At 71.5% G+C, this 26,915-nt stretch carries 18 protein-coding genes and 1 tRNA gene; 13 read left to right on the top strand and 6 right to left on the bottom strand.

The window, feature by feature from the left end; all coding sequences use genetic code 11:
• Positions 1–10 precede the first annotated feature (10 nt).
• From ACIRDU_RS08375 to ACIRDU_RS08415, 9 genes are all read left to right on the top strand, one after another.
• On the top strand, positions 11–3,733 hold the full coding sequence (locus ACIRDU_RS08375) for a ThuA domain-containing protein (RefSeq protein WP_403576046.1): 3,723 nt from the start codon (positions 11–13) through the stop codon (positions 3,731–3,733).
• 87 nt (positions 3,734–3,820) lie between these two features.
• Positions 3,821–5,005, top strand: a complete 1,185-nt coding sequence (locus ACIRDU_RS08380) for an inositol-3-phosphate synthase (RefSeq protein WP_403576048.1) — start codon at positions 3,821–3,823, stop codon at positions 5,003–5,005.
• Positions 5,002–6,039: an SCO3242 family prenyltransferase gene (locus ACIRDU_RS08385; RefSeq protein ID WP_403576050.1), complete on the top strand. Its 1,038-nt coding sequence runs from the start codon at positions 5,002–5,004 to the stop codon at positions 6,037–6,039. The genes ACIRDU_RS08380 and ACIRDU_RS08385 overlap by 4 nt, the downstream gene beginning before the upstream one ends.
• On the top strand, positions 6,036–7,082 hold the full coding sequence (locus ACIRDU_RS08390; protein WP_403576052.1) for a sugar phosphate isomerase/epimerase family protein: 1,047 nt from the start codon (positions 6,036–6,038) through the stop codon (positions 7,080–7,082). Before ACIRDU_RS08385 ends, ACIRDU_RS08390 begins: the two co-directional genes overlap by 4 nt.
• A complete protein-coding gene (locus tag ACIRDU_RS08395) occupies positions 7,079–7,873 on the top strand; it encodes an EboA domain-containing protein (RefSeq protein ID WP_403576054.1) in 795 nt (264 codons plus the stop codon). Before ACIRDU_RS08390 ends, ACIRDU_RS08395 begins: the two co-directional genes overlap by 4 nt.
• Complete coding sequence (locus tag ACIRDU_RS08400; RefSeq protein WP_403576056.1) at positions 7,873–8,784, top strand: TatD family hydrolase; 912 nt, start codon at positions 7,873–7,875, stop codon at positions 8,782–8,784. The genes ACIRDU_RS08395 and ACIRDU_RS08400 overlap by 1 nt, the downstream gene beginning before the upstream one ends.
• A 3-nt stretch (positions 8,785–8,787) precedes the next feature.
• Positions 8,788–9,957: a metabolite traffic protein EboE gene (eboE, locus tag ACIRDU_RS08405; RefSeq protein WP_403576058.1), complete on the top strand. Its 1,170-nt coding sequence runs from the start codon at positions 8,788–8,790 to the stop codon at positions 9,955–9,957.
• Entirely contained in the window at positions 9,954–11,372 is a 1,419-nt protein-coding gene (locus tag ACIRDU_RS08410) for a nucleotide pyrophosphatase/phosphodiesterase family protein (protein WP_403576060.1), read from the top strand. The genes eboE and ACIRDU_RS08410 overlap by 4 nt, the downstream gene beginning before the upstream one ends.
• 81 nt (positions 11,373–11,453) lie before the next feature.
• Positions 11,454–12,506 (top strand): sugar phosphate isomerase/epimerase family protein, encoded by a 1,053-nt coding sequence (locus tag ACIRDU_RS08415; RefSeq protein WP_403576062.1) that lies wholly within the window; start codon positions 11,454–11,456, stop codon positions 12,504–12,506.
• A 215-nt stretch (positions 12,507–12,721) separates the two neighbouring features.
• Here ACIRDU_RS08415 and ACIRDU_RS08420 read toward each other — a convergent pair whose 3' ends face one another.
• The 4 genes from ACIRDU_RS08420 to ACIRDU_RS08435 all read right to left on the bottom strand — a co-directional run bounded on the left by ACIRDU_RS08420 (position 12,722) and on the right by ACIRDU_RS08435 (position 19,315).
• Complete coding sequence (locus tag ACIRDU_RS08420) at positions 12,722–14,110, bottom strand: OFA family MFS transporter (protein ID WP_403576064.1); 1,389 nt, start codon at positions 14,108–14,110, stop codon at positions 12,722–12,724.
• 122 nt (positions 14,111–14,232) lie between these two features.
• Positions 14,233–16,377 (bottom strand): acetate--CoA ligase family protein, encoded by a 2,145-nt coding sequence (locus ACIRDU_RS08425; RefSeq protein WP_403576066.1) that lies wholly within the window; start codon positions 16,375–16,377, stop codon positions 14,233–14,235.
• A gap of 4 nt (positions 16,378–16,381) precedes the next feature.
• Entirely contained in the window at positions 16,382–17,623 is a 1,242-nt protein-coding gene (gene frc, locus ACIRDU_RS08430) for a formyl-CoA transferase (RefSeq protein ID WP_403576068.1), read from the bottom strand.
• 9 nt (positions 17,624–17,632) lie between these two features.
• Positions 17,633–19,315, bottom strand: coding sequence for a thiamine pyrophosphate-binding protein (locus ACIRDU_RS08435; protein ID WP_403576070.1), 1,683 nt, complete (start codon positions 19,313–19,315; stop codon positions 17,633–17,635).
• 176 nt (positions 19,316–19,491) lie between these two features.
• Here ACIRDU_RS08435 and sucC point away from each other — a divergent pair, with 176 nt between their 5' ends.
• The 3 genes from sucC to ACIRDU_RS08450 all read left to right on the top strand — a co-directional run bounded on the left by sucC (position 19,492) and on the right by ACIRDU_RS08450 (position 23,186).
• Positions 19,492–20,622 carry an ADP-forming succinate--CoA ligase subunit beta gene (gene sucC / locus ACIRDU_RS08440; protein WP_403576072.1) on the top strand — a complete coding sequence of 377 codons (1,131 nt, stop codon included), beginning with the start codon at positions 19,492–19,494 and terminating at the stop codon, positions 20,620–20,622.
• A 14-nt stretch (positions 20,623–20,636) separates the two neighbouring features.
• Positions 20,637–21,548 (top strand): succinate--CoA ligase subunit alpha, encoded by a 912-nt coding sequence (sucD, locus tag ACIRDU_RS08445; RefSeq protein WP_403576074.1) that lies wholly within the window; start codon positions 20,637–20,639, stop codon positions 21,546–21,548.
• Between the two features lie 96 nt (positions 21,549–21,644).
• Positions 21,645–23,186, top strand: coding sequence for an aldehyde dehydrogenase family protein (locus ACIRDU_RS08450; protein ID WP_403576076.1), 1,542 nt, complete (start codon positions 21,645–21,647; stop codon positions 23,184–23,186).
• Between the two features lie 185 nt (positions 23,187–23,371).
• On the opposite strand, the gene ACIRDU_RS08455 is transcribed toward ACIRDU_RS08450, so the two are convergent.
• Positions 23,372–24,703 carry a DUF2254 domain-containing protein gene (locus ACIRDU_RS08455; RefSeq protein ID WP_403576078.1) on the bottom strand — a complete coding sequence of 444 codons (1,332 nt, stop codon included), beginning with the start codon at positions 24,701–24,703 and terminating at the stop codon, positions 23,372–23,374.
• A 142-nt stretch (positions 24,704–24,845) separates the two neighbouring features.
• On the opposite strand from ACIRDU_RS08455, the gene ACIRDU_RS08460 reads away from it, so the two are divergent.
• A tRNA-Leu gene (locus ACIRDU_RS08460) sits at positions 24,846–24,930 on the top strand.
• Positions 24,931–25,035: 105 nt separating this feature from the next.
• Here the strand turns inward: ACIRDU_RS08460 and ACIRDU_RS08465 are convergent.
• Complete coding sequence (locus ACIRDU_RS08465) at positions 25,036–26,751, bottom strand: sigma-54-dependent Fis family transcriptional regulator (RefSeq protein ID WP_403576080.1); 1,716 nt, start codon at positions 26,749–26,751, stop codon at positions 25,036–25,038.
• Between the last annotated feature and the right edge of the window lie 164 nt (positions 26,752–26,915).

Raw genomic sequence — 26,915 nt, forward strand, 5'->3', positions numbered from 1 at the left:
GAGGGACTTCGTGCACAGAACCAGACCCAGAAGCACCCGCACCCCCAGGCGTACCGGGCTTCGCACCACCGTCGCCCTGTTCACCGGCCTGCTCCTCGCCGTCGGCACCCCGGCCACCGTCGCCGGTGCCCACCCCGGGCACCCGGAACACGACGAACCGGCGGCCGCCGAGGGCCAGTTCCAGCAGGTGCCGCTCGCCAAGGGCGAGCCCGAGACGGGCGAGCCGATGTCGCTGGCCGTGCTCCCGGACCGCAGCGTCCTGCACACCTCGCGCGACGGCACGCTGCGCCTGACCGACCAGGGCGGTGTCACCAAGATCGCCGGCAAGCTCGACGTCTACAGCCACGACGAGGAAGGCCTCCAGGGCGTCGGCATCGACCCGGACTTCAAGAACAACCGGGCGATCTACCTCTACTACGCCCCGCCGCTCGACACCCCCGCGGGCGACGCCCCGGAGACCGGCACCGCCGAGGACTTCAAGAAGTTCGACGGCGTCAACCGACTCTCCCGCTTCGTGCTCAACGCCAACGGCACGCTGAACATGGCCAGTGAGAAGAAGGTCCTGGACGTCGCGGCCTCCCGGGGCACCTGCTGCCACGTCGGCGGCGACATCGACTTCGACGCGGACGGCAACCTCTACCTGTCGACCGGCGACGACACCAACCCCTTCGCCTCCGACGGCTACACCCCCATCGACGACCGGCCGAACCGCAACCCGGCCTTCGACGCCCGCCGCAGCTCCGCCAACACCAACGACCTGCGCGGCAAGATCCTGCGGATCAAGGTCGCCGAGGACGGCTCGTACACCGTCCCGGAGGGCAACCTCTTCGCCCCGGGCACCGAGAAGACCCGCCCCGAGATCTACGCGATGGGCTTCCGCAACCCGTTCCGGATGAGCGTCGACGACAAGACCGGCGTCGTCTACGTCGGCGACTACGGCCCCGACGCGGGTGCCGCCGACCCCCAGCGCGGACCGGCGGGACAGGTCGAGTTCGCCAAGGTGACCAAGGCCGCCAACTTCGGATGGCCCTTCTGCACCGGCGACAACGACGCCTACGTCGACTACGACTTCGCCACCAAGGAGTCCGGCGAGACGTTCGACTGCGCCGCCCCGAAGAACACCTCGCCGCACAACACGGGCCTGGTCGACCTGCCGCCCGCGCAGGCCGCCTGGATTCCGTACGACGGCGGATCCGTGCCCGAGTTCGGCAGCGGCTCCGAGTCCCCGATGGCCGGCCCGGTCTACCGCTACGACCCCGAGCTGGACTCCAGCGTGAAGTTCCCCGAGGCCTACGACGGCGACTTCTTCGCCGGTGAGTTCGGCCGCCGCTGGATCAAGCGCATCGAGCAGAACGGGGACGGGTCCGTCGCGAAGATCAACGACTTCCCGTGGACCGGCACCCAGATCATGGACATGGAGTTCGGCCCCGACGGGGCGCTGTACGTCCTCGACTACGGCGTCTCCTGGTTCCAGGGCGACGAGCACTCCGCTCTGTACCGGATCGAGAACGCCGAGGACGGCTTCTCGCCGATCGCCGAGGTGAGCGCCGACAAGACGTCCGGCGCGGCCGGTCTGAAGGTCAAGTTCACCGCCTCCGCCAAGGACGCCGACTCCACGGACCTCACCTACAGCTGGGACTTCGGCGACGGAACCAAGGGCGAGGGCCTCAACCCCACCCACCGGTACAAGAAGGTCGGCACCTACAGCGCCACCTTCACCGCCAAGGACCCCGAGGGCAACACCGGAAACGCCAGCGTCCGGATCGTCGTCGGCAACACCGAGCCCAAGGTGACGATCGAAACCCCGGCCAACGGCACCCTGGCCGCCTTCGGCAAGCCCGTCCCGTTCAAGGTGAAGGTCACCGACCCCGAGGAGACCGTCGACTGCTCCAAGGTCAAGGTCACCTACAGCCTCGGCCACGACTCCCACGCCCACGAGCTGACCAGCGAGATGGGCTGCGAGGGCACCCTGACACCGCCCGCCGGTGACGGCGGCCACGACCCCAACGCCAACATCTACGGCGTCGTCGGCGCCGGCTACACCGACGGCGGGGCCAACGGCCAGGAGGCGCTGACCGGCACCGCCCGCACCGTGCTCCAGCCGCTGCACCGCCAGGGCGAGCACTTCACCACCCAGTCGGGCGTATCGGTCATCGACAAGACCGGCGCCAACGGCGGCAAGACCGTCGGCGACATCAACGACGGCGACTGGATCTCCTTCACCCCCTACCGGTTCGACGGGCAGAGGAAGATGACCGTCCGGGCCTCCTCCGGCGGCGCGGGCGGCTTCATCGAACTGCGCACCGGCTCGCCCGAGGGACCGCTGCACGGCTCGGCGTACATCCCGCCGACCGGCGGCTGGGAGACCTTCCAGAACGTCGACGTGCCCCTGCGGTCGCTGCCGAAGAAGACCACGGACATCTACCTGGTCTTCAAGGGCGGCGAAGGCGCGCTGTACGACCTGGACGACTTCGAGTTCTCCAAGGAACCGTTCAAGGGCGGCAAGAAGGTCCTGGTCTTCTCCAAGACCGCCGGCTTCCGACACGACTCCATCCCGGCCGGCATCACCGCGCTGAAGGAGCTCGGCGGCCCGGCCGGCATCACGGTCGACGCCACCGAGGAGGCCAGGCAGTTCACCACGGCCAACCTCGCCAAGTACGACGCCGTGGCCTTCCTGTCCACCACGGGTGATGTCCTCAACGCCGAACAGCAGCAGGCGTTCGAGAACTACGTGAAGAACGGCGGCGGCTACATGGGCATCCACGCCGCCGCCGACACCGAGTACGACTGGGAGTTCTACGGCGGCCTCGTCGGCGCCTACTTCCACTCGCACCCGGCCATCCAGAAGGCCACCGTCCGCGTCGAGGACCACGACCACCCGTCGACCGCGCACCTGGACGACACCTGGGAGCGCACCGACGAGTGGTACAACTACCGCACCAACCCCCGTGACCAGGCCAAGGTCCTCGCCACCCTCGACGAGACCACCTACCAGGGCGGCACCATGAAGGGCGACCATCCGATCGCCTGGTGCCAGAGCTACGGCGGCGGCCGCTCCTTCTACACCGGCGGCGGCCATACCAAGGAGTCCTACGCCGACGCGGCCTTCCGCGCCCATCTGCTCGGCGGCCTCCAGTACGCCACCGGCCAGGTGAAGGCGGACTGCAAGCCCAGCAAGGACTACCGGAAGATCTTCAACGGCCAGACCCTGGACGGCTGGAAGCAGGCCGGACCCGGCACGTTCGTCGTCAAGGACGGCGTGATGGAGTCCGAGGGCGGCATGGGGCTGCTCTGGTACCAGGCCAAGGAGCTGAAGTCGTACTCCCTCAAGCTCGACTGGAGGATGCGGGGCGACGACAACTCCGGGATCTTCGTGGGCTTCCCCGCCTCCGACGACCCCTGGTCCGCGGTGAACAAGGGCTACGAGATCCAGATCGACGCCACCGACGCCGCCGACCGCACCACGGGCTCCGTCTACTCGTTCAAGTCGGCCGACATCAAGGCCCGTGACCAGGTGTTGCGGCCGCCCGGCCAGTGGAACTCCTACGAGATCAAGGTCCAGGGCGAACGCCTCCAGGTGTTCCTCAACGGAGTCAAGATCAACGACTTCACCAACAAGGACCCCCAGCGGAGCCTGACCGACGGCCACATCGGCCTGCAGAACCATGGCGCCGACGACCAGGTCTCCTTCCGCAACATCCAGCTCAAGGAACTGCCCGTCCAGGGCCAGTGAACGGCGGCGGGCGGGGGACGCCGGACCCCCGCCCGCCGTCTCTCCACCTCTCCCCCCGGGTGCTCGCGCACGATCAGGAGGCTGCCCATGTCCGCGTCCCTCTCCCGACCGCGTGTGGGGGTGTGGCTGATCGGAGCCCGAGGCTCCGTCGCCACCACCGTCGTCACGGGGTGCGCCGCCGTCACCGCGGGACTGCACCCGCCCACCGGCATGGTGACCGAGACTCCGGCATTCACCGACAGCGGTCTGCCCGCACTGTCCGACCTGGTCTTCGGCGGGCACGACACCCTCGACTGCCCCCTGCCCAAACGCGCCGAGACCCTGACCGCCGGCGGCGTCCTCCCACCCGGCGTCGCCACGGCCGTCGCCGCCGAACTCGCCGCCGCCGACCGCGAGATCAGGCCCGGCGGCCCCACGCCGGGGGACGCCAGGAGCGAGACCGAACTGATCACCGCCTTCGCCGGCGACATCCGCGACTTCGTCCACCGTCACGAGCTGGAGCGGGCCGTCGTGGTGAACGTCGCCTCCACGGAACCCGCGCCCCAGGGGCCCGACACCCCGCTGCCGGCCAGCACCCTGTACGCGCTGGCCGCGCTGCGCGCAGGCTGCCCCTACGTCAACTTCACCCCGTCCGAGGGCATGCACCACCCCGTCGCCGCCCGCGCGGCCGAACGGAGCGGCCTGCCCTTCGCCGGCCGGGACGGCAAGACCGGACAGACGCTGCTGCGCGCCGTGCTGGGCCCGATGTTCGCGCAGCGGGCGCTGAGGGTCCGCGCCTGGTCCGGCACGAACCTCCTCGGCGGCGGTGACGGAGCGGCCCTCGCCGACCCCGCCGCCGCGGCGGCGAAGAACGCCGGCAAGGAACGCGTCCTCGCCGACACCCTCGGCACCGCACCCGAGGGCGAGGTCCACATCGACGACGTCCCCGCCCTCGGCGACTGGAAGACCGCCTGGGACCACATCGCCTTCGACGGCTTCCTCGGCACCCGCATGATCCTCCAGACCATCTGGCAGGGCTGCGACTCGGCCCTTGCCGCACCCCTGGTCCTCGACCTGGCCCGCCTGACCGCCCGCGCCCACGAGACCGGCCTGTCCGGCCCGCTCGACGCACTCGGCTTCTACTTCAAGGACCCGGTGGGGGAGGGGCCCTCGGGGCTGTCCGAGCAGTACGAGGCGCTGGTGCGGTTCGGGCGGAGCCTTGCGGCAGCCGCCCAAGAGGGCCCTGGCGTGGGGTCGGTGGAGCGGGCCGACGAGTCGGAGGAAGCGCTGTGACCCTGCGCGAGACCCCCTGCGGATGCCCCGACACAGTGTCCGCGACCGCCCCTGGAGGCGCTGCCGTCGCCACGGCCACCCGCGCATGCACCGGCCGCTCGCACCGGAGCCGGGCCTGGGCCGAACTCCTCCGCCTGCCCGCCCTGTTCAGCGTCCCCGGTGACGCCCTGGCCGGAGCCGCCGCAACCGGTTCGGCACCCAACCCCCGCACCCTGCTCGCCATCACCTCCTCCCTCTGCCTCTACGAGGCCGGCATGGCCCTCAACGACTGGGCCGACCGCGACGTCGACGCCGTCGAACGACCGCACCGCCCCCTGCCCTCCGGCCGCATCCGGCCGGCCGCCGCCCTCACGGCGGCCTGCGCCCTCACCGGAGCCGGACTGGTCCTGGCCACCCGCGCGGGCCGCCCGGCGCTGGCCGTGGCCGCACCCCTGGCGGCGACCGTCTGGGCGTACGACCTCGGCCTGAAACACACACCCGCCGGACCGGTGGCCATGGGCGCGGCCCGGGGCCTCGACCTGCTCCTGGGAGCCGCGGCCACCACCGGCCGCACCCGAGAGGCCCTGCCCTCCGCCGCCCTCCTCGGCACCCACACCCTGGCCGTCACCACGGTCTCCCGCCAGGAGGCGCAGGGCGGATCACCCCTGCCTCCCCTGGCGGCCCTCGCGACGACCGCGCTGCTGACCCGACTGGTGACGCGTCGCCCCGCTGCTCCGCCCAGAGGCCGCCGGCAGGCAACCGTCCACGGGCCGACGGGCCCCCGAGCAGCCCGGTACCCGGGACAGGAGCGCGCGGTGCTGCTCACCACCGCCCTCGGAGCCGCCTACGCCGCGACCACCGCACGCCCCTGCTTCCACGCCACCCTGAACCCCTCGCCTCCTCTCACCCAACGCGCCGTCGGCGCCGGCATCCGCGCCACCATCCCCCTCCAGGCCACCCTCGCCGCCCGCTCCCGGGGCACGGCCACCGCCCTCCTCATCGCGGCCCTCGCCCCCCTCGGAGCCCGGTTCGCGAAGAAGGTGAGCGTCACATGAGCCCCGAAGCCCGCGCCCCCGAGAGCCGTGCCGGCGCCGCGCGAGCCCCCGGCGCCCAGGCCGCCGCCTCGCCCCGCACCACCACCGCCCCGCCCGGTGCCCTACCCTCCCTCCGCTTCGGCTACGGCACCAACGGCCTCGCCGACCTCCGGCTCGACGACGCCCTCTCCCTCCTCGCCGACCTCGGCTACGACGGCGTCGGACTGACCCTCGACCACATGCACCTCGACCCGCTCGCCCCCGACCTGGCCGCCCGCACGCGCCGGGTCGCGCACCGGCTGGACGCGCTCGGCCTGGGCGTCACCGTCGAGACGGGCGCCCGCTACGTGCTCGACCCGCGCCGCAAACACGGCCCGTCCCTGCTGGACCCGGACCCCGACGACCGGGCCCGCCGCGTCGGCCTTCTCGTCCGGGCCGTCCAGGTCGCGGGCGACCTCGGGGCCCACGCCGTCCACTGCTTCAGCGGTGTCGTCCCGCAGGGCACCGACACGGACGCCGCGTGGAAGCGCCTCGCCGAGACCCTGACCCCCGTCCTGGACGCCGCCGCCTCCGCGGGCATTCCGCTCGCCATCGAACCCGAGCCGGGCCACCTCCTCGCGACCCTCGCCGACTTCCACCACCTCCGCGCCGCCCTCGGCGACCCCGAACCTCTCGGCCTCACCCTGGACATCGGCCACTGCCAGTGCCTCGAACCCCTGCCGCCGGCCGACTGCGTACGCGCCGCCGCCCCCTGGCTGCGGCACGTCCAGATCGAGGACATGCGGCGCGGCGTCCACGAGCACCTCCCCTTCGGGGACGGGGAGATCGACTTCCCGCCGGTCCTGGCGGCCCTCGCCGCCACCGGCTACCAGGGCCTGACCGTCGTCGAACTGCCCCGCCACTCGCACGCCGGTCCCCACTTCGCCGCCCACTCCCTCCCGTTCCTCCACCACGCCGAGCGGACCGCGGCCACCCTGCCGCCCGGCCCCGCCCCGGCCCTCCAGCAGGCCGCGCCACCCCACGGCGCTCCCTCCGCCACCCATGAGGGGAGCAGCACCAGATGAGCCGACCCCGCACCACACCAGCGGCGAGTACCGAGAAGACCGAGAGCACCCGGGTCACCCAGGGCCTCAAGGACACCGACCGGAGTGCACAGGACCCGTGCGACGCTCGCACCCGCACCCGCCTCCCCACCGAGGACACCGCCCCCACCCCCTCGCTCACCGGCCTCCGCCACCACCTCGCCACCCACCTGGACCCGGCCGCCCGCGCCTGGCTCGACCACGCCCTCGACGAGGCCGCCGCCCACCCCGGCCTCCACGGGCCCATCTCCGTGTGGGAGCTGCGCCTCGCCGAAGCCGGCCGGCGCTGCGGTACCGCGCACGCCGACGCCGCCCGCGTCCTCATCCTCGACGCGGCCCGCGCCGGCACCGACGCCCTGACCCGGGTGTACTTCCAGGGCACCGCCGACGAGCGCCGAGCCGTCCTGCACGCCCTGCCCCACCTCGTGTCCGGCCCGGACGCCCTCCCGCTGATCGAGGACGCCCTGCGCACCAACGACACCCGGCTCCTCAGCGCCGCCGTCGGCCCCTACGCCGCCCGGCACCTGACCGCCCACGCCTGGCGTCACGCCGTGCTGAAGTGCCTGTTCACCGGCGTCCCCGTGGACCACGTGGCGGACCTGCCCCGACGCGCCGCCGGCGACGGCGAACTCGCCCGGATGCTCGGCGACTACGCCGCCGAACGCACCGCCGCCGGCCGCTCCGTCCCCGAGGACCTGCACCGCGTCTTGGACCTCACCGAGTCCGTCACCCCGGCCCCCGGCACGGACCACCCCCACGGCAAGGAGTCCTGATGCGCATCTTCGACCCCCACATCCACATGACCTCCCGGACCACCGACGACTACGAGGCCATGTACGCCGCCGGTGTCCGCGCCGTCGTCGAGCCGTCCTTCTGGCTCGGCCAGCCGCGCACCTCGCCCGCCTCCTTCCGCGACTACTTCGACTCCCTCCTCGGCTGGGAACCCTTCCGCGCCGCCCAGTACGGCATCGCCCACCACTGCACCATCGCCCTCAACCCCAAGGAGGCGAACGACCCGCGCTGCTCGCCCGTCCTCGACGAACTGCCGCGGTACCTCGTCAAGGACAACGTCGTGGCCGTCGGGGAGATCGGCTACGACTCCATGACCCCCGCCGAGGACACCGCCCTCGCCGCGCAGCTCCAGCTCGCCGCCGAGCACGGCCTGCCCGCCCTCGTGCACACTCCGCACCGCGACAAGCTCGCCGGACTGCGCCGCACCCTCGACGTCGTCCGGGAGTCCGCACTGGCCCCGGACCGCGTCCTGGTCGACCACCTCAACGAGACCACCGTCAAGGAGGCCAGGGACAGCGGCTGCTGGCTGGGCTTCTCCGTCTATCCGGACACCAAGATGGACGAGGAGCGGATGGTGGCGATCCTGCGCGCCCACGGGACCGAGCACGTCCTGGTGAACTCCGCGGCGGACTGGGGAAAGAGCGACCCCCTCAAGACCCGCAAGGTCGGTGACCTGATGCTGGCCGAGGGCTTCACCGAGGACGACGTCGACCAGGTGCTGTGGCGCAACCCCGTCGCCTTCTACGGGCTCAGCGGCCGCCTGAACCTCGACGTCACCGGCACGGAGGCCACTCACGAAGGCAACTCCATCCTCCGCGGCGCCCCGAAGGATCCGCACGAGCCGGACCGCGGCCCCGGCATGCCGGCCCGCGTCCCCGCCGCGGAGGCGTGACCCATGCGCTTCCGCCACCCCGACGGCTCCACCGTCCACCTCGCCTACTGCACCAACGTCCACCCCGCCGAGACCCTCGACGGTGTCCTCGCCCAGCTGCGCGACCACTGCGAACCCGTCCGGCGCCGCCTGGGCCGCGACCGGCTCGGTATCGGGCTGTGGCTCGCCAAGGACGCCGCCCACGCCCTCGTCACCGACCCCTCCGCACTGCGCAAGCTGCGCACCGAGCTGGACCGGCGCGGCCTCGAGGTCGTCACCCTCAACGGCTTCCCCTATGAGGGCTTCGGCGCCGAGGAGGTCAAGTACCGCGTCTACAAGCCGGACTGGGCCGACCCGGAACGCCTCGACCACACCACCGCCCTGGCCCGCGTCCTCGCCGGGCTCCTTCCCGACGACGTCGCCGACGGAACCATCTCCACCCTGCCCCTCGCCTGGCGCACCGCCTACGACGACGAGCGCGCGGAGACCGCACGCACCGCGCTGCGCACCCTCGCCGAACGCCTCGACGCCCTCGAGGAGCTGACCGGCCGCTCCATCCGCGTCGGCCTGGAACCGGAACCCGGCTGCGTCGTGGAGACCACCCGCGACGCCATCGCCCCGCTCACCGCGATCGGCCACGACCGCATCGGCATCTGTGTCGACACCTGCCATCTCGCCACCTCCTTCGAAGATCCGCACACCGCCCTGGACGCGCTCACCGAAGCCCGCGTCCCCGTCGTCAAATCCCAGCTCTCCGCCGCCCTGCACGCCGAACACCCCCATCTCCCCGAGGTACGCGAGGCCCTCTCCGCCTTCGCCGAACCCCGTTTCCTGCACCAGACCCGCACCGCCACCTCCGCCGGCCTGCGCGCCACCGACGACCTCGACGAGGCCCTCGCCGGACACGCCCTGCCGGACGGCTCACCCTGGCGCGCCCACTTCCACGTCCCGCTGCACGCGGCCCCCGCCGCGCCCCTCACCTCCACCCTCCCGGTCCTGAGATCCGCACTGACCCGGCTCGTCGGCGGCCCGGCCCCGCTCACCCGCCACCTGGAGGTCGAGACCTACACCTGGCAGGCCCTCCCGCCCGAGCTGCGCCCCAAGGGCCGCACCCAGCTCGCCGAGGGCATCGCCGCCGAACTCACCCTCGCCCGCGACCTGCTGACGGACCTCGGCCTGAAGGAGCTGCCATGAGCACCGGCATCCATGAGCACCCCGCCCCGGCCACCCCGCACCGACCCACCCCGCTCCTCGTCCTCGACGTCGTCGGCCTCACCCCCCGTCTGCTCGACCACATGCCCCACCTCAAGGCGCTCGGCCAGTCCGGCTCCCGGGCCCCACTCGGCACCGTCCTGCCCGCCGTCACCTGCGCCGCCCAGTCCACCTTCCTCACCGGCACCATGCCCTCGGAGCACGGCATCGTCGGCAACGGCTGGTACTTCCGCGAACTCGGCGACGTCCTCCTGTGGCGCCAGCACAACGGGCTCGTGGCCGGCGACAAGCTCTGGGACGCCGCCCGCCGCGCCCACCCCGGCTACACCGTCGCGAACATCTGCTGGTGGTACGCCATGGGCGCCGACACCGACATCACCGTCACCCCCCGTCCGGTCTACTACGCCGACGGCCGCAAGGAACCCGACTGCTACACCCGGCCGGCCGCACTGCACGACGAACTCACCGAGAAGCTCGGCACGTTCCCCCTGTTCCACTTCTGGGGCCCCGGAGCCGACCTCGTCTCCAGCCGGTGGATCATCGACGCGACCCGCCACATCATCGACACCCGCCACCCCGACCTGACGCTCTGCTACCTCCCTCATCTCGACTACGACCTGCAGCGCTTCGGCCCCGACGACCCGCGCTCACTGAAGGCGGCCGCCGACCTGGACGCCGCCATGGCCCCGCTGCTGGACGACGCCCGCGCCGAGGGCCGCACCGTCGTCGCGCTGTCCGAGTACGGAATCACCCGCGTGGACCGGCACGTCGACATCAACCGCGCCCTGCGCCGCGCCGGGCTGCTGGAGGTGCACACGCAGGACGGCATGGAGTACCTCGACCCGATGGCGTCCCGTGCCTTCGCGGTCGCCGACCATCAGATCGCCCATGTCTACGTGCGCCGCCCCGAGGACCTCGACGCCGCCAGGGCCGCACTCGACGGCCTGCCCGGCATCGCTCAACTCCTCGACGACGAGGGCAAGAAGAGCCACCATCTCGACCATTCGCGCGCGGGCGAACTCGTCGCCGTGGCGGAACCCGACGCCTGGTTCACGTACTACTACTGGCTCGACGACGACCAGGCGCCCGACTTCGCGCAACTCGTCGAGATCCACCGCAAACCCGGCTACGACCCGGTCGAACTCTTCATGGATCCCCTCGACCCGTACGTGAAGGTCAAGGCGGCCACCGCACTGGCGCGCAAGAAGCTCGGCATGCGCTACCGCATGGCGGTCGTGCCTCTGGACCCCTCGCCTATTCGCGGCAGCCACGGCCGCCTTCCGCAGAGCGACGACGACGGTCCGCTCCTCATCTGCTCCACCCCCCGCGCTGTCGGCGACCGCGTCGCGGCCACCGATGTGAAGTCACTGCTGCTCCGACTCGCCGGTCTCGCCTGAGGTCACAGCCCTCGGTACCGACTGGTCACAAGTGAAGCACTCACCACTGACAACGCCCCGCGATCACGAGGAGTTCCACGCATGAGCCGCTTCTCCCAGCCCGACCCCGAGCTCAGCCACCGCCTCAGCAGACGAGGCATGCTCGGCGTGGCCGCCGGTGCCACCGCCGCCGCCCTGCTCGGTGCCGCGGCCCCGGCGGCCGCCGCCCCCACGGCAGCCACCACCGGCACCGCCTCCGGCGCCAAGGGCCGTGGCCGTCCCGTCCTGCCGCCCGGCCGCCTCGGAATCCAGCTCTACAGCCTGCGCGACAAGGTCTCCACCCTCGGCTTCGGCCCCGTCTTCGCCGAACTGGAGCGCTACGGCTACGACGAGGTCGAGTTCGCCGGCTACACCCAGGGCTCGGCCGGCCCCATCACCCTCGCCCAGCTCAAGCGGCTGGCCCGCGACCACGGCCTGAACCCGATCGGCAGTCACGTCGGCTACTACTCCGACGACCCGAACGCCTACACCTTCGCCCAGAACCTCACCAAGGTCCTCGACGACGCCCAGGCCCTCGGCCTCAAGCACATCGGCACGGCCTCCGGCCCGTTCCGCTACGGCTCGACCGTCGACGCCTGGAAGCGCGCCGCCGAGGACTTCAACACCTACGGCGCGGCGGCCAGGGCCCGGGGCATGAAGTTCTACCAGCACAATCACTCGGAGGAGTTCTCCTTCGCCACCGACAACCCCAAGGTCCGCCTCTACGACATCCTGCTCAAGGAGACCGACCCCGACCTCGTGTACCTGGAGATGGACATCTACTGGGCGTACGTCGGCCAGTTCCGCTTCTCCAAGCGGCCCGACGGCACGCCCGCGCCGTTCGAGCCGCTGAACTACGTCCTGCGGCGGCCCGACCGTTACCCGCTCTTCCACGTGAAGGACGGCGAGAGCGACCCGTCGAACCCGTACGGCTACCGCATGACCGACGTCGGCGACGGTGACATCGACTACCAGCGGTTCATCTCCGCCGTGACCCGGCTGCGCGGCCACCGCATGGCCCACCACTGGCAGGCCGAGCACGACAACCCGGCCGAGTCCTTCACGTTCGCGCGCCGCTCAAGCGCGCACCTGCACTCCCTGAGGGAGAGGTGCTGACAGTCGTGGAAGCGTGAGGAGGCCCTTCCCCGCCCGGGGAAGGGCCTCCTCACGTGGCGGACGGTCAGGCCGCGGGCCGAGCCCGGCCCGGGACGTCCCCGCCCGTCTCGCCGAGGCGGTGCAGGCGGGGGTGGCAGTCGGTCGTTCGACGATGGGGACGGTGTACGGCGGACGGTGTGAACGGTCTGCTCGCCGCGGGCGGATCCGCCGTCATGTCAGGTCGTGTCCTCGCCGAGCGGCTGCGGGTTGGGGGAGATGCGGCGCGTTTCCTTGTCGCGTCCCGGCGGGGTCAGGAACAGCGCCACGCAGCCGGCGAACAGCGAGATGGAGCCGGCCAGGATGAAGGCACCGGAGTGCCCCCAGGCGCCGACGACCACGGCACCCATGCCGGCGCCCAGACCGGAGACGAGCTTGGCGCTGTAGACCATGCCGTAGTTGGAGGCGTTGTTGTTCTCACCGAAGTAGTCGGCGGTGAGCGCGGCGAACATCGGGAAGATGGCGCCGCCGCCGAATCCGGAGATCGAGGAGAAGATCAGGAACAGCGGAAGGTTCTCGGCGTTCGCCGACCAGAGGATGCCGTACTGGGACAGGCCCAGGATCACGCACACGACGAGCAGGCATCGCTTGCGGCCGTACAGATCGGAGAGCCAGCCGATGACACCGCGGCCGGTGCCGTTGACGATGGCCTTCAGGGACATGGCCGTGGCGACGATCCCGCCCGCGAATCCGGCCTCCTCGCCGATCTCCACCTGGAAGGCGATACCGAAGATGTTCACGCCGGACGTACAGGCCAGACAGAACCACATCAGGGCCACCCGGCCGGTCTTCCACGCCTCCTTGGGGGAGTACTGGCGCACCGCCGGCGGGTTCATGCGCATCGAACGAGCCGCGCGCGGGTCGTCCGGCGGGTTCAGCGGGTCGATCGTCGAGGGCCACCAGTTCTTCGGCGGGTCCTTGAAGAAGTAGCCGGAGCACGCGACCATCGCGGCCAGGAACACACCCACCGAGACCAGCACCCAGCGGAAGTTGGTCAGGTCCATGTAGCCGTTGAAGAGGAAGACGAAGGGCACCGAGCCGTAGGCGAAACCGCCGTTGACGAAGCCGGTCTTGCCGCCCTTGCGCTCCGGATACCACTTGCCGACCATGTTGACGCAGGTGGCGTACACCATTCCCGCGCCCATGCCGCTGAACATGCTGAAGCCGATGTAGGCGAAGACCACGTGCGGCGCGAAGGCGAGGGACAGGTAGCCCAGCAGCGTGCCGGTGGCGCCGAGCATCATGGCCCAGCGGGCCGGCAGTTTTCCGCTCTCACGCAGCTTGCCCGCGGGGAAGGCCACCGCGGCCTGGAAGAAGACCCAGACGGTCATCATCCAGAAGATGTGCATGCTGTTCCAGCTGTGCGCCGTGTGCAGGGTGTCCTCGGCCGACGCGAACGCGTACTCGGCGGAGGAGATGCCCATCATGCCGATCCAGGGCAGGATCACCATCCACTTGCGCTTGCGCCCCATGATGTCGATGTCGGTCTCACCGAGGCGGTAGACGCGACCGTTCGCGTCGGTGACCTCCCGGTAGGGAACCGTGGTGGGCAGATCGGTCGTTGTCATGTCGTGTCGCACCCCTTGCGTCGAAAGATCTGGCCAGCGCCCCCTGTCCCATGCCTTTCGTGCGCGTGCGGGTCCCGGGGCCGGCCGACGCGCACCGTCGGCCGGCCCCCCGCTCACTCACCTCATGTACCGCCCCCCAGCCGCCCCGCCTCCCGCGCCCAGCGGTACTTCGCGCCGAGCACTGCCACCGGCTTCTCGGTCGTGTACGGGTACGCCACGACCCCGTGCTCGAAGAGGTACTGGCAGGCCTCCTCGACCTCCACGTCGCCCGCGAGCGAGGCCACCACGGGCTTCTCGATCCCGCGCTCGCGGAACTCGGCCACCACGCGCGCGGTGAGCTCCGCGAAGACCATGGGAGGAGTGACGATGGTGTGCCAGTAGCCGAGGACCAGCGCGTGGATGCGCGGGTCGTCCAGACCCAGCCGGATCGTCGCCTCGTACGTCGACGGCGGCTCGCCCCCGGTGATGTCCACCGGGTTGCCCGCGGCCCCGAAGGGCGGGATGAACTTCCGGAACGCCTCGTCCAGGTCCGGCGGGATCTCCATCAGGGACAGGCCGTTGTCCGTCACCGCGTCGGAGAGCAGCACACCACTGCCGCCGGCGCCCGTGATGATCACGACGTTGTCGCCCTTGGGTGCGGGCAGCACCGGCAACGCGCGCGCGTACTCCAGCATCTCGTTCAGCCCGGGCGCCCGGATGACTCCGGCCTGCCGCAGGATGTCGTCGTACACGGCGTCGTCGCCCGCGAGGGCCCCAGTGTGCGAACCGGCCGCCTTTGCACCCGCGGCGGTGCGCCCGGCCTTCAGCACGACCACCGGCTTCTTCGGCACGGTCGCCCGCGCCGCCTCCACGAAGGCGCGGCCGTCCTTGAGGTCCTCCAGGTGCATCGCGATGCAGTCGGTGTGCGGGTCCTCACCGAACCAGGTCAGCAGGTCGTCCTCGTCGAGGTCCGACTTGTTGCCGAGCCCGACGATCGCCGACACACCCGTCTTGGTGGTGCGGGCGAAGCCCAGGATGGCCATCCCGATGCCGCCCGACTGCGAGGTCAGCGCCACCCCGCCCTTGACGTCGTACGGCGTGCAGAACGTGGCGCACAGGTCCTGCCAGGTCGAGTAGTAGCCGTAGATGTTCGGCCCCAGCAGCCGTACGCCGTGCCGTTCGGCGATCGCCACGATCTCCGCCTGGAGCTCGTGCTCGCCGGTCTCCGCGAACCCGGAGGGGATCAGCACGGCGTTCGGGATCTTCTTGCGTCCCACCTCCTCCAGGGCCGAGGCCACGAACCTGGCGGGGATCGCGAAGACCGCCACATCCACCTCACCGGGAACGTCCGTGACACTCTTGTACGCCTTGCGTCCCAGAATGTCATCGGCCTTGGGATTCACCGGATGGATCTCACCGGCGAACCCTCCGTCGATGAGGTTGCGCATCACCGAATTGCCGATCTTGCCCTGCTCGTTGGAGGCGCCGATCACGGCGACCGAGCTCGGCTGCATCAGCCGGCGCATCGAGGTGAGGATCTCCTCGCGCGAGTACGTCCGGCGCGGCGCGGGCTGCGACTCGGCGAGGATCACCCGGATGTCGGCCGCGACGGCCCCCTCCGCCGTCGCGATCACCGGGTTGAGGTCCACCTCCGCGATCTCGGGGAAGTCGGCGACGAGTTGCGACACCCGGCGGATCTGCTCGGCGACGGCCCACCGGTCCACGCCCGCCTGGCCGCGCACCCCGCGCAGGATCTCCGCCGAGCGGATCGAGTCCAGCATCGACAGCGCCTCGTCGGCGTCCACCGGCGCGAGCCGGAACGTCACGTCCTTCAGGACCTCGACGAGGACCCCTCCGAGCCCGAAGGCGACCACCTTCCCGAACGTCGGGTCCGTGACCGCGCCGACGATGACCTCCTGCCCCTTCGGCAGCAGCTCCTGCACCTGCACGCCCGAGATGCGGGCATCGGCGTCGTACGCACGCGCGTTGTCGATGATGGTGTGGAAGGCGGCCCGTACGTCGGTCGCGCCCTCGACCCCGACGATGACTCCGCCGGCGTCGGTCTTGTGCAGGATGTCCGGCGAAACGATCTTCATCACGACGGGCCCGCCGAAGCGCGCCGCGAACGCCACGGCCTCGTCGACGTCCGTCGCCAGCTCCTCGCCCGGTACGGCGATCCCGTACGCGTCGGCGATCACCTTGCCCTCGGGCGCGGTCAGCGCGGTCCGCCCCTCGGCCCGCACGGACTCCAGGAGGGACCGCACCCGCAGGACCCGGTCTTCCGCCATCACGTCAGATCACTCCGTTCGACTTGAGCAGGCGCACTTCCTCGTCGCCGAGGCCGAGTTCTCCGACGTAGACCTCTTCGTTGTGCTCGCCGAGCAGAGGGGAACTGGTCACCTCGACCGGAGAGTCGGACAGCTTGAGCGGGCTGCCGACGGTCACGAAGTCGCCGCGCTCGGGATGCGGGACGGTGACGACCATCTCGTTGGCGACCAGCGAACGGTCCTCGATGATCTCCCGGGTGGACAGGATCGGCCCGCACGGGATGTTGTGCGCGTTGAGCCGCTCCAGCACCTCCCACTTGGGCAGCGTCGAGGACCACTCCTCGATCAGCTGGAACATCTTGCCGAGCTTGGGCAGCCGCGCCTCGGGCGTCGCCCACTCGGGGTCGGCGGCCAGCTCGGGCCGGCCGATGAGCTCGCTGATCGGCTGCCAGCCGACGGGCTGGACGATGACGTACACGTAGTCGTTCGGGCCGCCCGGCGCGCACTTGACCGCCCAGCCGGGCTGCCCGCCGCCGGAGGCGTTTCCGGACCTGGGAACCTCGTCGCCGAAGTCCTCGTTGGGATATTCAGCGAGCGGCCCGTGTGCCAGGCGCTGCTGATCCCGCAGCTTCACCCGGCACAGGTTCAGCACGGCGTGCTGCATGGCCACGTTGACCCGCTGCCCGCGCCCGGTGCGCTCCCGTTGGTAGAGCGCGGCGAGGATGCCCGCCACGGCGTGCACCCCCGTCCCCGAGTCCCCGATCTGGGCCCCCGTCGCCAGCGGCGGCCCGTCCTCGAAACCGGTGGTCGACATCGACCCGCCCATGGCCTGCGCGACGACCTCGTACGCCTTGAAGTTGGTGTACGGGCCCTCGCCGAACCCCTTGATGGAGGCATAGACGATCCGTGGATTGATCTCCTGGATGCGGTCCCAGGTGAAGCCCATCCGGTCCACCGCGCCCGGGCCGAAGTTCTCGACCATGACGTCGGAGCGCCGGATCAGCTCGGTGAGGATCTCCTTGCCGCGCTCGGTCTTGGTGTTGAGGGTGATGCTCCGCTTGTTGCAGTTGAGCATCGTGAAGTAGAGGGAGTCGACGTCCGGCAGGTCACGCAGCTGCTTGCGCGTGATGTCGCCGGTCGGCGCCTCCAGCTTGACGACGTCCGCGCCGAGCCAGGCGAGCAGCTGGGTCGCCGACGGCCCGGACTGGACGTGGGTCATGTCCAGGACGCGGATGCCTTCGAGGGCCTTGGTGGACGTAGGGGTCATCGGGGCACCTCACTTGTACATGGTCTGGTTCATGGTTCCGGGGGCGTACGCGTCGGGGTCGACCCAGACGTTGATCAGCGACGGCTTGCCGGACTCGCGGGCGCGTCGCAGCGCCGGGCCGATGTCGGCGGGGTCGCGGACCTCCTCGCCGTAACCGCCCAGCATCTGGGCGAACTTGTCGTAGTGGACGTCGCCGAGGGTGTTGCCGACCCGGTCGCGGTCCTTGCCGTACTTGGCGGCCTGGCCGTACCGGATCTGGTTCATGGAGGAGTTGTTGCCGACGATGCCGACGAACGGGAGGTCGTAGCGGACGAGCGTCTCGAAGTCCCAGCCGGTCAGGGAGAACGCGCCGTCACCGAAGAGCGCGACGACCTCCTTGTCGGGCCGCGCCTGCTTGGCCGCGAGCACGAAGGGGACACCGACGCCGAGCGTGCCGAGGGGGCCCGGGTCCATCCAGTGCCCGGGCGACTTGGGCTGGACGACCTGCCCGGAGAAGGTGACGATGTCGCCGCCGTCACCGATGTAGATCGAGTCCTCGGTGAGGAAGTCGTTGATCTCGCTGACCAGACGGTAGGGGTGGATGGGTGAGGCGTCGGACTTCAGGTTCGGCAGCCGCTTCTCCAGAGCGGTCTGCTCGGCCGCCCGCAGCTCGTCCAGCCACTCCTTGCGCTTGGACGCACCGCCGTTGATGCGTCCGGAGGCCGCCTCGGTCACGGACTTCAGCACCAGACCGGCGTCGCCCACGATGCCGAGGTCGATGTCGCGGTTCTTGCCGACCGTGCGGTAGTCGAGGTCGATCTGCACGACGGTCGCGTCCGGCGACAGCCGCTTGCCGTAGCCCATGCGGAAGTCGAAGGGCGTGCCGACGATGACGATGACGTCGGCGCCTGAGAAGGCGTACCGGCGTGAGAGCTGGAAGTGGTGCGGGTCGCCGGGCGGGAGGGTGCCGCGTCCCGCGCCGTTCATGTAGGCGGGGATGTTGAGGGCCCGCACGAGCTCGATGGCCGACTCGGTGCCGCGGGTCGTCCACACCTGGCTGCCGAGCAGGATGGCCGGCTTCTCGGCGTGCACCAGCAGGTCGGCGAGTTTCTCGATCGCCTCGGGGTCGCCCGCCGAGCGGGTCGAGGCGCGGTAGGCGCCCTCCTGCGGCACGCGCGCCTTGGCGGCCGGGACCTTGGCGTCCAGCACGTCGCGCGGGATCTCCAGGAAGGAGGGGCCGGGCGCGCCGTGGAAGCACTCGCGGAACGCCATGGACACCATGTCCGCCGCGCGGGCCGTGTCGGGCACGGTCGCCGCGAACTTGGTGATGGGGTTCATCATGTCGACGTGCGGCAGGTCCTGGAGGGACCCCATCTTGTGCTGGGCGAGTGCTCCCTGACCGCCGATCAGCAGCATCGGGGACTCCGCGCGGAAGGCGTTGGCGACACCGGTGACGGCGTCGGTCGTCCCCGGTCCCGCGGTGACCACCGCGCAGCCGGGCTTGCCGGTGATGCGCGCGTAACCGTCGGCGGCGTGGGCGGCGACCTGCTCGTGGCGTACGTCGACGACCTCGATGCCCTCGTCGACGCAGCCGTCGTAGATGTCGATGATGTGGCCGCCGCACAAGGTGTAGATGCGGTCGACCCCCTCGGCCTTCAGCGCCTTGGCTACGAGATGACCACCGGAAATCAAGTCCTGGGTGTCGTCGGGCATGGCGAAGTCCTGTCCCTTCGTAGGGGGTTGGAGCGGTTCGCGGTACATTGCATACAGTCGACGAATACTGTATGAAGCTTGTTATCCCGCATCCGGTGGGTGGTGTCCAGGGGGCGTGCGGCATTTTCGGGGGGCTGGAGGTCGCTCCCCGGAAGACACAGCAGTCAGGAGCCGAAATGGACCTGTACGAACACCAGGCAAAAGAACTCTTCGAAGAGCACGGCATCTTGGTGCCGCGGGCCGAGGTGACCGACTCGCCCAAGGAAGCGCGCGAGATCGCACGCCGGCTCGGCGGTCGGGTCGTGGTGAAAGCCCAGGTGAAGACCGGTGGGCGCGGCAAGGCCGGCGGTGTGAGACTCGCCGCAGACCCGGCCGCGGCGGAGCTGACCGCACGCCAGATCCTCGGCATGGACATCAAGGGCCACACGGTCGGCAAGGTCATGCTGGCCCAACCCGTGGACATCGAAACCGAGTTCTACGTGTCCTACGTACTCGACCGCGCGGCGGGCCGCTTCCTCGCGATCGCCTCGGCCGAGGGCGGCATGGAGATCGAGGAGGTCGCCGTCACGAGGCCGGAGGCGGTCGCCCGCATCCCCGTCGACCCGGCCGAGGGCGTGACCCCGGCCAGGGCCACCGAGATCGCCGACGCGGCCGGGCTTCCGCACCAGGCCGTCGACGTGCTCGTCCGCCTGTGGGAGGTTCTGGTCCGCGAGGACGCCCTCCTCGTCGAGGTCAACCCGCTCGTCCGCACGAAGGGGGGCCAGATCCTGGCCCTCGACGGCAAGGTCACCCTCGACGACAACGCCCGCTTCCGGCAGGCTCGCTGGGGCGCGGACGACACCGGGCACGACGACCCGCTCGAGGCGGCCGCCGCCACGAAGGGACTCAACTACGTCAAGCTGGACGGCGAGGTCGGCATCATCGGCAACGGCGCCGGCCTCGTCATGTCGACGCTCGACGTGGTCGCGGGGTGCGGAGCGCGACCGGCCGATTTCCTCGACATCGGCGGCGGTGCGAGCGCCCAGGTGATGGCGGACGGACTGTCGGTCATCCTTTCCGACCCGGCCGTGAAATCCGTCTTCGTCAACGTCTTCGGCGGGATCACCGCCTGCGACGCGGTCGCCGACGGCATTGTGCAGGCCCTGGAAACCGTCCGGCTGACCAAGCCGCTCGTCGTGCGCCTCGACGGCAACAACGCGGCCCGGGGCCGGGCCGTCCTCGACGAGCACGCGCATCCGCTGGTCCAGCAGGTCACCACCATGGACGGCGCCGCCGCCCGTGCCGCCCGACTCGCCACCACGGCCTGAGGAGAGGGAACGCCATGGCCATCTACCTCACCAAGGAGAGCAAGGTCCTCGTCCAGGGCATGACCGGCGGCGAGGGCATGAAGCACACCCGGCGGATGCTCGCGGCCGGCACGAACGTCGTCGGCGGGGTGAACCCGCGCAAGGCGGGCCGCACCGTCGACTTCGACGTCCCCCAGTGCCTGAAGGGCCTGGGAGGTGCCCCCAGGGCCGTGCCCGTCTTCGGCTCGGTCGCCGACGGGATGCGCGCCACCGGAGCGGACGTCACCGTCGTCTTCGTACCGCCCGCCTTCGCCAAGGCGGCCGTCGTCGAAGCCGCCGACGCCGGCATCGCCCTCGCCGTCGTCATCACCGAAGGCATCCCCGTCCACGACTCCGTCGCCTTCACCGCCTACGCGAAGGACAAGGGCACCCGCATCGTCGGCCCCAACTGTCCGGGCCTGATCACCCCCGGCCAGTCCAACGCGGGCATCATCCCGGCCGACATCACCAAACCGGGCCGCATCGGACTGGTCTCCAAGTCGGGCACGCTGACGTACCAGCTCATGTACGAGCTGCGCGACATCGGCTTCTCCACCTGCGTCGGCATCGGCGGCGACCCCGTCGTCGGCACCACGCACATCGACTGCCTCGCCGCCTTCCAGGACGACCCCGACACCGATCTGATCGTCCTCATCGGCGAGATCGGCGGCGACGCGGAGGAACGCGCCGCGGCCTACATCCGCGAGCACGTCACCAAGCCGGTCGTCGGTTACATCGCCGGGTTCACCGCACCCGAGGGCAAGACCATGGGGCACGCGGGCGCGATCGTGTCCGGCTCCTTGGGCACCGCCGCCGCGAAGAAGGAGGCCCTGGAGGCGGTCGGGGTGAGCGTGGGCAGCACACCGACCGAGACGGCGAAGCTGGTGCTCGCGCGACTCGAACGCTGACAACCGGGCCGCCCACGCCGATTCTCCGGCCGATTGCCGGGCCGCCCCACGCCGAATTCCCCGCCCCCGACTGTGCACCGAGAGCGGAGCAACCCCATGGCACCCACCCTCACCCTCAAGACCGGCACGTCCTGGCCCGAGGCCTGGCGGCGCTGCCTCGCCGTCGCCCCCGAGGCCTTCCGCGACGACCGGGTCCTCAACCTCTGGAACGGCACCTGGCAGGAGGACGGCCGGGTCCTGCCCGCCGTCAGCCCGGTCGACGGCAGCCCGATCGCCGGCCCGCCCCGCCTGGACGGGACCACCGCCCACCGGGCCGTGTGCGCGGCACTCGACCAGCACCGTGCCTGGCGGCGCCTCCCCCTGGACGAGCGCCGGGCCCGGGTCGCGGCCACCCTCGACGCCCTCGCGGAACATCGCAGCCTGCTCGCGCTGCTGCTCGTCTGGGAGATCGGCAAGCCCTGGCGGCTCGCCCTCGCGGATGTCGACCGGGCGATCGACGGGGTCCGCTGGTACGTCGACGGCGTCGAACCGATGCTCGCCGGCCGTTCCCCGCTGGACGGTCCCGTGTCCAACATCGCCAGCTGGAACTACCCGATGAGCGTGCTCGTTCACGCCATGCTGGTCCAGGCACTGGCAGGCAACGCGGTCATCGCCAAGACCCCGACCGACGGCGGTGTCGCCTGCCTTACCCTGGCCTGCGCCCTCGCCGCCCGCGAGGGAGTTCCCGTGACCCTCGTCAGCGGCAGCGGAGGCGAGCTCTCCCAGGCGCTGGTGCGGGCGCCCGAGATCGGCTGCGTCTCCTTCGTCGGCGGGCGCGACACCGGCGCCGCGGTGGCCACGGCCGTCGCCGACCTCGGCAAACGACACGTACTCGAACAGGAAGGACTCAACACCTGGGGGATCTGGAACTACTCGGACTGGGACGCCCTCACCGCGGTGATCCCCAAGCTCTTCGACTACGGCAAGCAGCGCTGCACGGCGTACCCGCGCTTCGTCGTCCAGCGGCACCTGTTCGACGCGTTCCTGGCGGCGTACCTCCCGGCGGTGCGCACCCTCAGGGTCGGGCATCCGCTCGCCGTGGAACAGCCGGACGACCCGTACCCGGCACCGGACTTCGGGCCGGTGATCAACGCGGCCAAGGCGAAGGAACTGCGCGACCAGGTCGCCGAGGCGATCGAGCGCGGCGCCGTACCGCTGCACCGCGCCACACCCGACGACGCCCGCTTCCTGCCCGGCCAGGACACCTCCGCCTACGTCCAGCCGGTCACCCTCCTCAACCCGCCCTCGTCGTCTCCGCTGCACCACGCGGAGCCGTTCGGCCCGGTCGACACGATCGTCCTGGTCGACACGGAGGCGGAGCTGCTGGCCGCGATGAACGCCTCCAACGGCGCGCTGGTCGCCACGCTGTCCACGGACGACCGGTCGACGTACGACCGGCTCGCCCCGCACATCCGCGCGTTCAAGGTCGGCCACGGCGCGCCCCGCTCCCGGGGTGATCGCGACGAGCTGTTCGGCGGGCTCGGCGCGTCCTGGCGAGGCGCGTTCGTCGGCGGCGACCTGCTGGTGCGCGCGGTGACGCGGGGACCGGAGGGGGAGCGGCTGCCGGGGAACTTCCCGGAGTACCAGTTGCTGCCATGAGAAGGGGGGAGCGGCCGACGCCGGTGCACCACACGTTCGTCCCGTGGTGCCGGCGTCGGCCGCCGAACACGGTCCGACGCCGGACTTGCCTGCCACGGCGGTTCGGCTCCCTACGGCGGTCCGGCCGCTCCCCGATCCGGGCCGTCCTGGCCGGGAAGCCTGTCCCGACTGTGCCGGTACGTCGCTCAGCCGATCCCCTGCCGGTCCGGGCGCAGGGCGAAGTCCCGGTCCGACGGCGTCGGCGCGGCGAGGTCGACGGCCTGCCGGAGCAGTTCGCGATGGCGCAGCAGCGGCTCGCGGCGTTCCGGCGGCGCCAGCAGGAGCAGGTCGTCCAGGCCGGCCAGCATGCGCCGGGAGACCTGCGGGTTCCCGATGGCGCAGCCCCGTACCTCGGTGAACCCGAGATCCACCAGCTCGGTCCACCCCGGCACGGGCTGCACCAGCCGCACCGCACCGGCCCGGTCCCGGTGCAGGGCGGCGTCCAGCGGCCGACGGCTCAGCGCTGCGAGGAACTGGACGACACGGTCCAGCGCCTGCACGGCGGTCGTCGGATCGTTGATCGCGGACGACAGGGCGCGCAACGCGATGTCGGACAACTGCCGCAGCCCGAAACCGAGATCCTGGTGGTAGGTCCGCTCCACCCCCACCGAGATCGCGTAGCGCAGCACCCTGCGCGGTGGAACCGGCCCGCCGTGCACCGCCAGTACGGGCATCCCGGGCACCACGAAGTCGCCGATCCGCGGGATCAGCCGCAACACGACCCCGTGTGTGCGCGCCACCCGCACCAACCGCGCGATGTGCACGTCCCGCAGCACCCCCGCCCGGCCCTCGTGCGGCACCTGCGCGGTCTCGGGGCCGAGGCCGGCAGCGTCCTGCCCGCCCACCGGCACGGGCATCGCGGCGGCCACCCGGAACGACTCCGAGGCGATCCGCGCGATCACCTGACTGATCCGCATCAGCCGCAGGGTGGCGTTCACGTACAGCACGAAGAGCAGCAGGCTCAGCCCCACCATGCACAGGGTGAGGACCGACTGCACCAGAGGCACCGACCTGACGGCACGGGGGTCGTCGACACTGTCGAAGCTCGTCAGGACCAGCAGGGTCAGCACGAAGGTCGCCAGGAAGACGGCGAAGGTCGCCTTGGTGATCCGGCTCCGGACGAAGAGCCGTACCACGCGCGGGGTGAACTGCCCGCTCGCCATCTGCACGGCGACCAGCGAGATGCTGAACACCACACCGATGAAGGTCATCATCGCCGAGCCGACCGCGCTCACGACGGCCTTCGCGTCCTCCGAGAACCGCAGCAGTTCGTCGAGCGTCTCGAAGTCCCGGTCCTCCCGGAGCGCGTCGACGAGGGCCGTGTCGAGCATCTGCGCCCCCACCCAGACCACGAAGACGCTCACCATCGCCGCGGTGGGGGCGAACCAGAACGTGTCCCGCAGATGCTCCCTGAGCGGCGACAGCGCACGCGGGCGCCGCCCCGCCGAGGAGCTCTGCGTCACCATCCAGTCACTCATGGTGTGACCCTAGAGCCATCGGGGCGCGAGGTCCCGGACCCCCGCCAGGCGGACGGAAACGCAGGTGAAGGGCACTCCGAAACCTTGGTATTGTTGTCCGTGTCGCCGCGGGGAGCACCCCTGACAAGGCGGCGGACACCTGGTCCGGGTGGCGGAATGGCAGACGCGCTAGCTTGAGGTGCTAGTGCCCTTTATCGGGCGTGGGGGTTCAAGTCCCCCCTCGGACACAGACCAGCTCGGGCGGGTCGAGATCTTCTCGGCCCGCCCGAGCTGTCGTGCGTCGCCGGCGACCGTGTTCCCGCGGCACACCGTGTCTCAGCGTCGTTCCCGGCTCAGCGCCGGTACCCCCGCAGCTTGCGGTACAGCGTCGCCCGGCCGATTCCCAGCGCGGCCGCGGCGCGGGCCTTGTTGCCGCCGTGGCGGCGCAGCGCCTCCAGGATCGCGGCGCGCTCGGCGTGCTCCATCGGGCTGAGCGGGCGCGCCGCCGGTCCTTCCCGGACGGCGTCCGGCAGCTCGGACCGGCGCACCGGCCCGGACGCCCGCCGGTGCTCCGCCAGGGCCCGGACGACATGGGCCAGCTCGGTGACATTGCCGGGCCACGGGTACAGCTCCAGCGCGCGCAGGGCGTCCAGGGTCCAGGTCAGCGGCGGTTGCCCGGGCGCCGGGCGGGGCGTGAGGGCCGGCAGCAGGTCCCGTATGTCCTCGGTCCGTTCCCGCAACGGCGGCAGGGTCACCGAGCGTGCGGACAGCTTGTCCAGCAGGCGCTGGAGGCAGGGGCCGACCGGCGCACCGGGAGTATGGGTGACCAGCAGCCGGGCGTCCGGGTGCTGGTCCAGCAGGGAGTTGAGCGCGGCCACGCCGGACTGCGCGAGGCGCTCGGCATGGCGGAGCAGGAGCGGGCGATCGGGTTGCCACGCGGGCAGGGTCCGGTCGAGCCCGGCGTCCTGCGCCGCGTCGGCGATCCGGGCGGGGTCCGGGCCGAGCAACTCCCACGCCAGTGCGGATTTGCCGGTTCCGCGCTCGCCGGTGAGCAGCAGGGGCTCCCGGGAGCGGGCCAGTTCCATGGCGCGCCCCACGGCGTGCCGCCAGGGGACCGAGGAGCCGGTCAGTGCGGCCGGCGGGCACGGGGAGGACGTCGCCGAGGGCGCCGGATCGTCGAGCGGTTCCAGGACGGCCACGATCCCGATGGCCGTGCCGTCCAGACGCACCGGGGTGACGCGCGCGGTGCACCCGGCGCCCTCCGGCAACTCCGCGAAGCCCGTGACGTCCGGGTCCCCCGCGCCGGCCGCCGTACGCTCCAGCACGCCGAGCACCTCGGGCGTCAGCAACCGCTGTGCCGCGTCGCTGACCAGGCGGTTGCGGCCGTCGAGCGCCGCCACGGCCCGGTCCTGCCCGCGCGCCGCCCGCATGTAGGCGTCCAGCAGCGCCCGCTCGCCCCGGCCCGCCCGCGCCCGCAGCTCCGTCTCGACCGCCGCGACCGCCGCCTCGACGAACGCCGCCTGCGGATGCGGCGCCGCGGCGCACAACCGTGACGCGACCGTCAGGGTGCCCAGCACCTGCCCGCTCTCCGGCCCTAGCACCGGGACGCTGACCGCGGACACCTCCTGCCAGCGGTCGAGGTAGTGCTCGGGCCCGTGGACCTCGGCCCGGCTCCGGGTGCGCAGGGCCAGGGCCGCGCTGTTGTTGCCGACCTCCTGCTCCGACAGGACGGTGCACGCCCCGACCCCGGGCACCTTCCCCGCCGTCCACAGCACGCGCAGCCGCTCGTCGGTCAGGATGAGCAGCGACCGGCCTGTCCCCAGGGCGGGGACGATCCGGTCGAGCACCGGCCGGGCCGCACCGAGCAGCTCCGACTCGCGGGGGCGCGACGGGCACGCCGGAGGCTCCTCCAAGTCGTGCCGTACACCGAAGAACCGGGCCCGCCGCCACGCCGCTGCGACCTCCTCCGGTACGCCCTCGGGCAGCGGGTACCCCGACAGGAACCGCTCGCGGGCGACACGGAGCGTGGGCCGGGCGGTGGTTCCGGGGGAGGGGTCTGTGGTGGTCACGGCACAGACCACCGTAGCCGGTTCGGTTGAACGGGAAACAACTGCGGGTCGCGGCGCCGCCCTTCACCGGCACACCGGTGTCTCGTAATGAGACACCCGCGCCCCGCCGAAGCGCCCCATGATCAAGCACGTTCCGCATCCCGCCCGCCCCACCCCCTTCCGCA

Source organism: Streptomyces sp. NPDC093598, assembly GCF_044764825.1.
Taxonomy (GTDB): Bacteria; Actinomycetota; Actinomycetes; order Streptomycetales; family Streptomycetaceae; genus Streptomyces.

Bases quoted from the DNA above. Each gene is read 5' to 3' on its own strand.
- ACIRDU_RS08380 (WP_403576048.1), top strand. From the start codon at position 3,821: ATGTCCGCGTCCCTCTCCCGACCGCGTGTGGGGGTGTGGCTGATCGGA.
- ACIRDU_RS08390 (WP_403576052.1), top strand. From the start codon at position 6,036: ATGAGCCCCGAAGCCCGCGCCCCCGAGAGCCGTGCCGGCGCCGCGCGA.
- ACIRDU_RS08395 (WP_403576054.1), top strand. From the start codon at position 7,079: ATGAGCCGACCCCGCACCACACCAGCGGCGAGTACCGAGAAGACCGAG.
- ACIRDU_RS08400 (WP_403576056.1), top strand. From the start codon at position 7,873: ATGCGCATCTTCGACCCCCACATCCACATGACCTCCCGGACCACCGAC.
- eboE (WP_403576058.1), top strand. From the start codon at position 8,788: ATGCGCTTCCGCCACCCCGACGGCTCCACCGTCCACCTCGCCTACTGC.
- ACIRDU_RS08410 (WP_403576060.1), top strand. From the start codon at position 9,954: ATGAGCACCGGCATCCATGAGCACCCCGCCCCGGCCACCCCGCACCGA.
- ACIRDU_RS08415 (WP_403576062.1), top strand. From the start codon at position 11,454: ATGAGCCGCTTCTCCCAGCCCGACCCCGAGCTCAGCCACCGCCTCAGC.
- ACIRDU_RS08420 (WP_403576064.1), bottom strand. From the start codon at position 14,110: ATGACAACGACCGATCTGCCCACCACGGTTCCCTACCGGGAGGTCACC.
- ACIRDU_RS08425 (WP_403576066.1), bottom strand. From the start codon at position 16,377: ATGGCGGAAGACCGGGTCCTGCGGGTGCGGTCCCTCCTGGAGTCCGTG.
- frc (WP_403576068.1), bottom strand. From the start codon at position 17,623: ATGACCCCTACGTCCACCAAGGCCCTCGAAGGCATCCGCGTCCTGGAC.
- ACIRDU_RS08435 (WP_403576070.1), bottom strand. From the start codon at position 19,315: ATGCCCGACGACACCCAGGACTTGATTTCCGGTGGTCATCTCGTAGCC.
- sucC (WP_403576072.1), top strand. From the start codon at position 19,492: ATGGACCTGTACGAACACCAGGCAAAAGAACTCTTCGAAGAGCACGGC.
- sucD (WP_403576074.1), top strand. From the start codon at position 20,637: ATGGCCATCTACCTCACCAAGGAGAGCAAGGTCCTCGTCCAGGGCATG.
- ACIRDU_RS08450 (WP_403576076.1), top strand. From the start codon at position 21,645: ATGGCACCCACCCTCACCCTCAAGACCGGCACGTCCTGGCCCGAGGCC.
- ACIRDU_RS08455 (WP_403576078.1), bottom strand. From the start codon at position 24,703: ATGAGTGACTGGATGGTGACGCAGAGCTCCTCGGCGGGGCGGCGCCCG.